Annotated in this window: 11 protein-coding genes; 1 reads left to right on the top strand and 10 read right to left on the bottom strand. The window is 38.8% G+C overall.

From position 1 onward, the window contains the following. Positions 1–266 precede the first annotated feature (266 nt). Entirely contained in the window at positions 267–1,883 is a 1,617-nt protein-coding gene (locus tag ACW2QC_RS11205; protein WP_457544061.1) for an ABC-F family ATP-binding cassette domain-containing protein, read from the top strand. A 120-nt stretch (positions 1,884–2,003) separates the two neighbouring features. On the opposite strand, the gene ACW2QC_RS11210 is transcribed toward ACW2QC_RS11205, so the two are convergent. From ACW2QC_RS11210 to ACW2QC_RS11255, 10 genes are all read right to left on the bottom strand, one after another. Then, positions 2,004–2,939 carry an L-threonine 3-dehydrogenase gene (locus tag ACW2QC_RS11210; RefSeq protein WP_457544062.1) on the bottom strand — a complete coding sequence of 312 codons (936 nt, stop codon included), beginning with the start codon at positions 2,937–2,939 and terminating at the stop codon, positions 2,004–2,006. 113 nt (positions 2,940–3,052) lie between these two features. Then, positions 3,053–4,243, bottom strand: coding sequence for a glycine C-acetyltransferase (locus ACW2QC_RS11215; protein WP_457544063.1), 1,191 nt, complete (start codon positions 4,241–4,243; stop codon positions 3,053–3,055). 501 nt (positions 4,244–4,744) lie between these two features. After that, a complete protein-coding gene (locus tag ACW2QC_RS11220; protein WP_457544064.1) occupies positions 4,745–5,515 on the bottom strand; it encodes a LysM peptidoglycan-binding domain-containing protein in 771 nt (256 codons plus the stop codon). A 207-nt stretch (positions 5,516–5,722) separates the two neighbouring features. Then, positions 5,723–5,956, bottom strand: coding sequence for a hypothetical protein (locus tag ACW2QC_RS11225; RefSeq protein ID WP_457544065.1), 234 nt, complete (start codon positions 5,954–5,956; stop codon positions 5,723–5,725). Next, positions 5,953–6,114 carry a hypothetical protein gene (locus ACW2QC_RS11230; protein WP_457544066.1) on the bottom strand — a complete coding sequence of 54 codons (162 nt, stop codon included), beginning with the start codon at positions 6,112–6,114 and terminating at the stop codon, positions 5,953–5,955. The genes ACW2QC_RS11225 and ACW2QC_RS11230 overlap by 4 nt, the downstream gene beginning before the upstream one ends. A 106-nt stretch (positions 6,115–6,220) precedes the next feature. Then, a complete protein-coding gene (gene opp4C, locus ACW2QC_RS11235; RefSeq protein WP_457544067.1) occupies positions 6,221–7,150 on the bottom strand; it encodes an oligopeptide ABC transporter permease in 930 nt (309 codons plus the stop codon). 17 nt (positions 7,151–7,167) lie between these two features. Next, the gene (opp4B, locus tag ACW2QC_RS11240) at positions 7,168–8,133 is read right to left on the bottom strand and encodes an oligopeptide ABC transporter permease (RefSeq protein ID WP_457544068.1); all 966 of its coding nucleotides are present in this window, start codon (positions 8,131–8,133) and stop codon (positions 7,168–7,170) included. A 34-nt stretch (positions 8,134–8,167) separates the two neighbouring features. Continuing rightward, the gene (gene opp4A / locus ACW2QC_RS11245) at positions 8,168–9,919 is read right to left on the bottom strand and encodes an oligopeptide ABC transporter substrate-binding protein (protein WP_457544069.1); all 1,752 of its coding nucleotides are present in this window, start codon (positions 9,917–9,919) and stop codon (positions 8,168–8,170) included. A 26-nt stretch (positions 9,920–9,945) separates the two neighbouring features. Continuing rightward, positions 9,946–10,965 (bottom strand): ABC transporter ATP-binding protein, encoded by a 1,020-nt coding sequence (locus ACW2QC_RS11250; RefSeq protein WP_457544070.1) that lies wholly within the window; start codon positions 10,963–10,965, stop codon positions 9,946–9,948. After that, positions 10,962–11,996 carry an ABC transporter ATP-binding protein gene (locus ACW2QC_RS11255; RefSeq protein ID WP_457544071.1) on the bottom strand — a complete coding sequence of 345 codons (1,035 nt, stop codon included), beginning with the start codon at positions 11,994–11,996 and terminating at the stop codon, positions 10,962–10,964. Before ACW2QC_RS11255 ends, ACW2QC_RS11250 begins: the two co-directional genes overlap by 4 nt. Positions 11,997–12,023 lie beyond the last annotated feature (27 nt).

Below are 12,023 nucleotides of genomic sequence, written 5' to 3' on the forward strand. Positions count from 1 at the left end.
ATATAGTCCTTTTCAATAAATAAGCGAAAATAAACACTACACTAAAAACTTTATCGAAAAAACGCATCATTCACAAGTTATTTTTGTAAATTTCTTCTGAAGCCCAGGCAATAAAGAAATAAGTAGATCCTTGACCCCCATTTCATTCAATGTTCTAAAATGAGTTTACATATAATTTCTTCATTATATGCATGATTTAGATTGACGAAACCCTATAATTCCCGTAAGCTAGCCTTGATTACTATTTTTTTGGAGGAACATATTACATGATAACTGTTACAAATGTCAGTTTACGATATGGAGATAAGAAATTATTTGAAGACGTTAATTTAAAATTCACGCATGGAAATTGCTATGGCATGATCGGCGCAAATGGTGCAGGGAAATCAACATTTTTAAAAGTTTTATCTGGTGAGGTGGAAGCCCAGTCCGGAAATGTCTCCCTATCTCCAGGAGAACGGATGGCTGTTTTAAAGCAGGACCATTTCGCTTATGAAGATTATCAAGTTTTAGATACTGTTTTGATGGGACATGAACGTTTATATAAAGTAAAGCAAGAAAAAGACGCTATTTACATGAAAGCGGACTTTTCCGAAGAAGATGGCATGCGTGCTGCTGAGCTTGAAGGCGAATTTGCAGAAATGAATGGTTGGGAAGCGGAGTCAGATGCAGCCGTACTGCTAAAAGGTCTAGGAATTGATGAGCCGCTTCATACAATGAAAATGGCTGATTTGGCTGGAGACCAAAAGGTGAAAGTCCTTCTTGCCCAAGCCCTTTTTGGCAACCCGGATATTTTATTACTCGATGAGCCAACAAACGGATTGGATATTCAAGCAATTCAGTGGTTAGAAGAATTTCTAATTAACTTTGAAAATACTGTCATCGTTGTTTCCCATGACAGACACTTTTTAAATAAAGTGTGTACACATATTGCAGATGTGGACTATGGAAAAATCCAAATTTATATCGGTAATTACGATTTTTGGTATGAATCAAGTCAGCTTGCTACACAAATGGCACAAGAAGCCAATAAGAAAAAGGAAGAAAAAATCAAAGAATTACAGGCGTTCATCGCCAGGTTTAGTGCCAATGCTTCAAAGTCGAAGCAAGCAACGTCACGTAAAAAGCTGTTAGATAGCATTACACTAGACGATATTAAACCATCATCACGAAAATACCCTTATATTGCCTTTACACCGGACCGCGAGATTGGGAATGATTTACTTCGTGTCGAAGGTCTGACAAAAACGGTTGGCGATCAAAAGGTATTGGATAATGTCAGCTTTACCATCAATAAAGATGATAAAGTAGCATTTGTCGGCAAAGATGATATTGCCAAAACAACACTATTTAAAATTCTTATGGGAGAAATGGAACCTGATGCTGGAACATACAAATGGGGCGTCACTACTTCCCAATCGTATTTTCCAAAAGATAACTCGGAGTACTTCGAAAACAATGACCTACCATTAGTAGATTGGTTGCGTCAATATTCACCAGAAGACGAAACGGAAACTTTCTTACGCGGATTTTTGGGCAGAATGCTGTTTTCCGGTGAAGAAGCATTGAAAAAAGCAAGCGTATTATCCGGTGGAGAAAAGGTTCGCTGCATGTTATCTAAAATGATGTTAAGTCATGCCAACGTATTGCTATTGGATGAACCAACAAACCACCTTGACTTAGAATCGATTACTGCGTTAAACAATGGATTGATTAAATTTAAAGGATCGATTCTCTTTACATCCCATGACCATCAATTCATTCAAAGTATTGCCAATCGCTTAATCGAAATTACTCCGAATGGCATTATTGATAAAGAAATGAGCTATGATGAGTATGTACAGGATCAGAAATTGCAAAAAGAAATAGCGGCAATGTACTAATGTAAATACCTCCCTGTGGTGGGGAGGTATTTTTTACTGTCCGCGGGATTCCGGTCCGGTTGATACACCGATTCTCCCGACCAAAAAACAAGACCCTCCTGAGTCAGGAAGGCCTTTCCATTATTTTGTTACCGATAGTTTTTCCAGCATATCCTTGGTCATCGCATCAATGTCATATGCTGCTTTAAAACCCCATTCTTCTGTTGCTGCTGATGAGTCAATACTGTTTGGCCAGCTCTCCGCTATTTTCTGGCGTCCTGGATCCACATCATATTGAAGCGAAAACTCCGGAATATGCTTCTTAATCGCCTTTGCAAAATCTTCCGGTGCAGCAGAAATAGCAGAAATATTAAACGCATTGCGATGCTTTAGTTTGCTTGGATCTGCCTCCATCAACTGGATGATCGCGTTCAATGCATCCGGCATATACATCATATCCATGTACGTGTTTTCAGCAATGTAGGATGTATATGTTTTATGTTTAATCGCTTCATAATAAATTTCCACAGCATAATCAGTTGTCCCGCCACCCGGTGGAGTGACGTAAGAAATCAAGCCAGGGTAACGAACACCTCTCGTATCCACACCATAGCGATAATAGTAATAGTCACAAAGCAACTCACCCGCCACTTTGTTAACACCATACATCGTTGTAGGGCGTTGAATCGTCTCCTGTGGTGTATTATTTTTTGGTGTTGTCGGGCCAAATGCACCAATTGAACTAGGAGTGAAAAACTTGAGATCAAGCTCACGTGCTACCTCTAATGCATTTACAAGACCACCCATATTTAAATCCCAAGCCTTTTTAGGGATCTCTTCCGCTTTGGCTGATAATAGAGCAGCCAAATGCATAATTGTATCGACGTTATGCTCCTTAGCAATCGAAAATAATCGGTCAGCATCCGTCACATCGACAATTTCAAACGGACCTGTATTTCCTGCCATTTCTTTTATATCTGTTCCAATTACATTTGCTGTGCCATAAGTCTCTCGAAGTTTTGTAACAAGCTCTGAACCAATTTGTCCAAGAGCACCGGTGACTAAAATCTTCTTCATTCCATTTTACTCCTCATCTATCTGATTCGATCGATTTAGCTTTAAAAGGTTGTCAAAAATCACCAAATGTTAATCGTTGAACTTGACGCTTTGGGATTTTTGGAACAATTAATTTAGATAAGACCCATTTCCTTACCAACTTTTTCATAAATAGCTAGTGCATCATCAAGCATTTCTTTTGTATGTGCTGCGGTCGGCATGTTGCGCACTCGTCCAGTTCCTCTTGGGACAGTTGGAAAGACAATTGATTTTGCATAAACACCAGCTTCATTAAGTTTTTTACTAAATTTTTGGGTATCCTTTTCATCACCAATAATACATGGCGTAATCGGCGTTTCACTATGGCCGATGTCAAATCCTAATTTTTTCAAGCCTTCTTTTAAGTAGTTACTGTTTTCCCAAAGCTTTTCATTTAATTCGGTGCTTTCCATTAACAATTCAATTGCTTTCGTCGCTGCAGCTGCATCAGCAGGTGTAACGGCTGTCGAAAATAAAAATGGACGTGAGCGAACTTTTAACCAATCAATCAAATTTGCTTTACCTGCAACATATCCACCAATAACACCGATTGCTTTGGAAAGTGTCCCCATTTGGAAATCAATTTTATCCTGCAAGCCGAAATGCTTTACTGTACCGGCACCTTTTCCTAATACACCTGATCCATGTGCATCATCGACATAGGTGATTAGATCAAACTCTTCCGCAACTTCAACAATTCCCGGAAGGTTAGCAATATCCCCGTCCATGGAAAATACACCATCTGTAATAACCATAATTTTATTGTATTGTCCAGATTCAACGGCCTCTTTCGCCTTTTGACGAAGGTCATCCATATCGGAGTGATTAACCCGGATGATTTTAGCCTTCGATAAACGGCAACCATCAATAATCGATGCGTGATTTAACTCATCAGAAAGGATCGCATCATTTTTATCCATAACCGCAGAAATTGCCGCCATATTACAATTAAATCCTGATTGAAGAGAGATAGCAGCTTCTGTCCCTTTAAATTCAGCTAATTTCTTTTCTAATTCAAGGTGAAGATCGAGCGTTCCATTAATCGTTCGAACGGCACCCGCACCAACGCCATGTGAATCCACTGCTTCTTTGGCAACTTTTTTCAAGCGATCATCCGTTGCAAGTCCCAAATAGTTATTAGACGAAAGGTTAATTAACTTTTTTTCATTGATTGTTATGACTGGCCCATTTGCCCCCTCAACAGGATCAATTTCATTATATAGACCACGTTCTTTTAAGTCAGCAATATTTTCATTTAAAAAGGTATTTAATGCTTTACTAGTCATCTGTAGCTCCTCCTTCATATGTAAGCGGTTCAAAACCAAGTAGTACTTATATAAGTTTACCATAGATGGTTGATTTTGTTTAATGACATAAAGTAAACGTATCCTCATTTGTATTATGCGGTTCTATTGGTTCGTCATACGAAAATGTTACAAAGCGTTAAAACCGATTGGTAGGCAGCTTTCATTTTTGTAAGATTTACCTTAAAAATGTCACAAAAATCAATGGTTAAATTGTGTATTTTTCATTATACTAAATGTAGATTAAAAAGTGAGGGAAACATACGATGAAAAAACTGTTAATTGCACTATTTTTTGTTTTGATTCTTGGGTTTAGTATAGTTGGATATACCCAAACCATTTCAAAATCTGATGATACAATTGAGCCTAATCAGACAAATACCACAATACAATCATGAATTTTAGGTTTGACTAAAAAAGATAAACGGGAAAGCATCTATATATAGACGCTTTCCCGTACATTTGTCGAAGATTCGTTTATATCTATTTGATTATTGTTACATCAACTGAACGAACGCCCCATTGATTGGCTTCGCTTTTACTTGGTACATAAACATCAATTTTATGACCCTTAATTGCACTACCAACATCTGCTGCAGTTGCATAACCATAGCCTTCTACATAAACTTCTGAGCCTAACGGAATAACACTTGGATCAACTGCAATCACTTTTGCATTTGGATTAGCTTTTAAATCGATTCCTGTTGATGTTATACCAGAACATCCTTCACAGTCAGCTGTGTAGGCCGTTGCAGATACGGTAACTGTTTTTCCTTCTGGTGAATTATCTTTCTTAGACGCTGCTTGTTTCGTGTTTTCTTTTGTACCTTCGTTTGATTGCTTGTTTGTTTTTGTTGATTTTGTATCATTTGATTGCTTTTCTGATTGTTCTTCTTGAACGATGTTAACACCTTTGATTTCTAGTTCTTGACCGATAACGATCAGATCAGACTCTAAATCGTTCCATTTCTTTATATCGTCTACTGTTACATCGAAGTCTTTGCTGATTCCGACAAGTGTATCGCCTTTTTCAACATTATATGTTTCATTGATAAATAGCTTTTGCTTCGGATGTATTACAGTAGATTTCAATTCATTTATTTCAACTAAATCATCAACGGTAGTGTTATATTCATTTGCGATGTCCCAAAGGCTGTCTCCTTTTTGGACGTTGTATTCTTCTGCTGAAACATTCGTTGCAGCTGCGCCAGCAATCACGACACTTGTAGCAAGTGCTGCTACTAATTTCTTCATGGGAAAGTCCCTCCTTCAAATTCTGACATTGCCTATCCTATCACAGCAAAATAGGCAGTGCAGTTACAGATCATTTAAGAGTCTATTACAAGCATTACCAAATCTACTAGAAAGTATTACAAATGTAATAGATTTGTGACAAAAGGCCTTGTATTTTTACAAAACTAGTTAAATTTACCTATAAAAAGGCTGTATTTAAGGCACTTTTCATAATATTTGCTGCTTTTTAATTTCGTAATTGATCAAAAATGTGACGTAAATTGAATTGAAGATTGGACTGCCGTTACAGAAAAAACGCTTTGCTTTGATACACGGGCTCGCGCCGATGTTTCCGCTCTCGCGCCGATGTTTCTGCTCTCGGGCCGATGTTTCCGCTCTCGGGCCGATGTTTCCGCTCTCGGGCCGATGTTTCCGCTCTCGCGCCGATGTTTCTGCTCTCACGCCGATGTTTCCGCTCTCGCGCCGATGTTTCCGCTCTCGCGCCGATGTTTCTGCTTTCGGGCTGATGTTTCCGCGCTCGCGCCGATGTTTCTGCTTTCGGGCTGATGTTCTAGCTTTCGGTAGGTAGGATCCCGGATAACGATAAGCAAAACATCCACCGAGTTAACTTCGAGCTGCGAGGGGCGCTACTCCATAGGAAAAATTAAAAAATGCTTGTCCACTTTACATGGACAAGCATTTTTAATCTATTCATCTCGTATTCTATTATTTTGTTGACTTTGGATTAAATGCATCCTTTAATCCTTCGCCAATAAAGTTAATGGATAGAATGGTGAATGTGATGGCTAAACCTGGTGGTATCCAAATCCACCACATACCACTAAGTGTACCAGGGTCACGTGCGGCTTGAAGCATATTCCCCCAACTTGGTGTACCAACCGGAACACCAAATCCTAGGTAACTTAACCCTGTTTCCGCTACAATCATTGCGGCAAGCAGTAAAGTAGCTTGCACAATTACAGTCGACATAACATTCGGTAATAAGTGCTTCAATATAACCTTGGATGGTCTCGTACCAATTGATATTGCGCTCAAAATATATTCATTTTCTTTCTCAGACATAACTTTACTACGAATAACCCTTGCAGCACCTGTCCAACTAAGAAAACTAATTACCAAAATTAAAGCTAATACACCACTGTCCATAAAGATTGCTTGAAGTACAATAACAAAAATTAAAAATGGAAAGTTCATCATAAAATCGGTAAAACGCATTAAAATAGCATCCACTTTACCGCCGTAAAATCCGGATATTGTCCCAATTAACGTAGCAATCAAAACAATGATCGCTGTACAAGAAAAACCGATCATCAAAGATGTTCGCCCACCATAAAGTAACATTGTAACAATATCTCTACCTGCCCCATCAGCACCCAACCAATGCTCTGCAGACGGTTCTGCTTCAATTAATCTCGGGTTAATCCGACTTGGATCGATATCTGTTAAAAACGATGCAGAAAGTGACAATACTGTTACAAGAAAAAGAAATACTAGACTTATCATCGCTGGGATATTATGTAAAAGCTTCTTACGTGCAATCCCCCATTGTGATAGACTTTTTTTTATGGGTTTCTTCTCAGTTTCTAACTTTGGAGGGCGCGGTTTCTCTGATGGTTGATTTGTTGCTGGTTCCATATGCTATCCCTCCTCCATTAGTCTAACCTTATTCTTGGATCTACTAGGGCATACAATATATCGGCTATCAAATTTCCGATAAGTGTCATTATCGTAAGTAGCAACGTTATAGCCATAACTACAGTAAAGTCACGGTTATTAATCGAATCAACAAAAAGTTGTCCTACTCCAGGATACGTGAAAATAGTTTCAATAATGACAGATCCTCCAATAATACCAGCTAAATCAAAGCCAAGAAGTGTCACAATTGGTATTACCGAGTTCCGCAAAATATGTTTATTATAAATTTTTCTCTCTGGTGTACCTTTTGCACGTGCTGTACGTACATAGTCTTTTTGTGAACTTTCAATCATGTCATTCCGCAAAAATTGTGTATAGCTGGCAATAGGTAATAATCCCAAGCATAAAGAAGGTAATATCGCGTGCTCAACTTTACTTAGAATGTATTCCCAGGAACCAGGTGCAACTCCCGCTCCGATACTTCCCGTTGCAGGCAGCCAACCCAATTGAAACGATACAAAGTAAATAAACAATAAAGCTGCCACAAAACTAGGCATTGCAAGTGCTAGATAATTAATGACTTGAACACTGTAATCACCAGCTGTATTAGGACGACGCCCTGCATATTTTCCCATCAAAAAGGCTACTATGTATGTAATGACCATCGCTATAACAGCTAATAGAATTGTATTAGGTAATCGTGATAAGATTAACTCTGAAACGGGCATTTTATGCACGAATGATTGTCCAAAATCTCCTTGTAAAAATCCACCAATCCATCTTAAATACTGTTCATAAATTGGATCATTTAATCCTAATTTTTCGCGCATTTCCGCAATATATTGTGGATTTGCATTTAACGGATCGATTTTCCCTGATAGGGCATCTCCTGGCATCATATTTGCCAGGAAGAATACCACTACAGAGACAAGGAAAATAATGGGGATCATGATAGCGATTCTGCGTAATGTGTAAACGAGCATATTATTTTCCCCTTATTTAGAAGTATAGTGTGTCTTATTCAGCTTCATCAGCGTCTGTTACCCACCATAAGTGTGTATCAACTTGTGATGTAAACGAGTTTGTATGAACATTTTGCAAACGTTTATTTGCTGCATATACATCTACTGGTGCGTATAGGAAGATATTTGGCAATTCTTCATTCACAAGTTTTTGCCAATCAACATATACTTGTTTACGATATTCTCTATCAAATGCTTTATCACTAAGTCCTTCTTCAATTAATTTATCAGACTCTTCGTTTACCCAACGAGCATAGTTCCATAAGTCATCTTCTTTCCACAAGCCTGTTGGATCTGGGTCATCAGCAAGTCCCCAAGCACCCATGAAAGTTTCAACTGATGGATCATCATTTTCAACTACATCGTAGAACAAATTAAATTCTTTTAATCCACCATTGATTTTTGCGTTAATACCAATATCCTGCCAGTTTTGGATAACATATTGTGCACGTGGTTCAGAGATATCGGAACCAGACATAGAATCAAAGTTGACCGTAAATTCATTTCCATCTGGATCTTCAACAAATCCGTCATCATTTGTATCAACATAGCCAGCTTCTTTTAGTAATTCCTTCGCCTTTTCTGGATCGTAATCATAAGTAGTCAACTCTGACTCATCCGCTTTTGCCCAACTTACAGGAGGCATTGGAGCTTCGATTAATTCACCTAACCCATTTGAGAAGGAATCTAAAATACCTTGACGGTCAATTGCATAGGCCATTGCTTGACGTAATTTTTTGTTTTGGAACTTCTCATTATCCATAATGTTCTTTTTCTCTTCTTTATCCCAATGACCGAACTTAAAGCCAATGTAATTGAAACCTAATGATGCTTCTTCAAATATATTGACATTGTCAAGTGCTGTAACTTCTTCATATTGGCTACTTGGGGCTTGCATAATATCTACTTCACCATTTTCTAGTGCACCTGACGCAAGTGAAGCATCAATTACTTTGTAGACAACACCATCCAAGTATGGCTCACCTTGCCAGTAATCAGCGAATTTTTCTAATTCAACCATTTCACCAGGCACAATATTTTTCACTTTAAATGGACCTGTACCGATTGGGTTTTTACGAACTTCATCAGAATCAGGCAAGTCTTTAACTGCTATACCTTCATAATAGTGTTTCGGCATTGGATAGCTCCATAGATTAGACATTGTGTTAGGAGCAATATCTGTTAATGTAAGAACGAGTGTTTTATCATCAACAACCTCAATACCAGAAATGCTGTCCGCTTCCCCATTATGATACGCCTCAGCGCCTTCAATCATCGACACATTCGCATAGCGTGAAGCTTCATAATCTGGGTGTGCGATAACTTCGTAAGCATATGCCATATCCTCAGCGACTAATGGTTCCCCATCATGCCACTTAATTCCGTCCTTTATCGTAAATGTTACGGTATTATTTTCTTTGTCTACTTCATAATCTGCCATTCCAGGTTCTGGTTCTAATTCATCATTTGTATCAACCAAACTATCTGTCATAAAATTAAGGATAAGGTCATCGTCTTCACCTTCGTAAAAGCCTCTTTCCAGTAACCCCTTGAATGGTTGTGTGAAAGCAAATGTTACATTGCCACCTTTTTTAGGCTCACCTGCATCTGCTTCTGTTTTTTCGCCACTATCAGAATCTCCTTCTTTTTCTCCGTCTCCATCACTTGATGTACTATCCGCACAAGCAGCCAGTACCATCGATAGTGCAAATACTAACGTCAGTAAAAACCAAAATTTCTTTTTCAACAATTATTCCCCCTTTAAATTATTAATTACTCATCCTCGTACAAAAGACATGCGACCTGTTGATTAGGCCTCACCTCCTTTAATTGAGGTACAATTTCCTTGCATTTCGGCATTGCAACTGGACATCTAGTATGAAACACACATCCACTCGGCGGGTTCTGCGGACTTGGTACATCCCCTTCTAAAATAATCCGTTCTTTTTTTATTAATGGATTTGGTTCTGGAATTGCTGATGTTAACGCTTGTGTGTATGGGTGCAATGGTTCTTTATAAATCGCCTCTTTATCACCGACTTCAACCAAATGCCCAAGGTACATGACACCAATACGATCACTCATATGTTTCACAACACTTAAGTCATGGGCAATAAACAAATAGGTTAAATCAAACTCATCTTGCAGCTCTTTCAACAAGTTAAGAACCTGTGATTGGATCGACACATCAAGCGCACTTACCGGTTCATCAGCAACAATTAATTTTGGATTTAAGGCCAATGACCGAGCGATTCCAATTCGCTGTCTTTGTCCACCGGAAAATTCATGTGGATATTTATAATAATCCTCTTCGCGAAGGCCCACTCGTTTTAGTAATGTTTTTACCTCGGTTTTTAATTCCTTATGTGATTTGTTCGTATAGTTACGAAGTGGTTCATCCACCAAGTGACCGACCATCATTTTTGGGTTAAGCGATGCATAAGGATCCTGAAAGACCATTTGGAAATCTTGTCGTGCCTTTCGTAATGCTGATCCACGTAAATCCGTGATATCCTCGCCGTCAAAAATAATTTCTCCCTCGGTCGATTCCGTTAAACGAAGAATGGTTCTGCCTGCCGTTGACTTTCCACAACCTGATTCCCCTACAAGACCGAACGTTTCACCTTTCCTCAGTGTAAGTGAAATATCATCAACAGCCTTCACATCTCCAACTTTACGTTTAAAAAACCCTGCATGTACGGGATAGTATTTTTTTAGATTTTTGACATCTAACAATACATCCTTACTTACTAAATCCTTTTTCTTCGTGTCTGTTGTTACCTGCTGACTCATAGCTTAACTTCCTCCTTCTCGCTTGACGGTTTATCTGGATAGCATGCATCGTAAAGGAGGCATCTTGCATATTGTCCATCAGCCACTTCGGAAAGCTGTGGTGTAACCTTCGTACAATCACCAAAAGCCTTTGGACACCGATCAGCAAACCTACAGCCAACTTGCGGCATATTTTCTAGTGAGGGAACAACCCCATCAATCGTATTCAATGTCTCTTCTTCTTGATCCATTTTCGGAATACTGTTTAACAATGCTTCGGTATATGGATGTTTCGGTTTTGTAAATAATTCCACGACATTTGACGTTTCAACAACTTGACCGGCATACATGACAATTACGCGATCAGCCATTTCTGCAACAACACCTAAGTCATGTGTGATTAGCATGATGGCCATATCCTCTTTGTCCTGGATGTCTTTTAGTAGTTCTAAAATTTGCGCCTGTACAGTTACGTCCAATGCTGTCGTTGGTTCATCAGCAATTAACAGTTTCGGGTGTAGCGCAATAGCCATGGCAATCATAACGCGCTGTCTCATCCCACCAGATAGTTGATGTGGATATTCATCAATAATCTTCTCTGGTCGAGATATTCCCACCTGTTTCATTAAAACGACCGCTTTTTCTCGTGCTTCTTTTTTCGTTAGATCCAAATGGTTAAACAACACTTCTTGCAATTGTGATCCAATCGTAAATACCGGATTTAAAGCCGTCATTGGTTCTTGGAAAATCATCGCGATATCCTTACCGCGCACTTGATTCATTTCCTTGTCTGACTTTTTTGTTAAGTCTTCCCCATTAAACATAATTTCACCGGCTGATATTTTGGAGTTCAGTTTTGGGAGCAGTTGCATAATCGATAACGACATAACACTCTTTCCACATCCGGACTCTCCAACAACACAAACAACTTCTTTTGGTTTAACATCAAAGTTCACATCTACTATTGCATTATGTAACTCACCATCAATTATAAATCCTGTATGTAAGTTCTTAATATTGAGCAGGTCGTTTTCTTGCTGATTTTGTACCAACTGCTCTTCTCCCCCTTTATGTAAAAA

The organism is Virgibacillus sp. FSP13 (genome assembly GCF_054048505.1).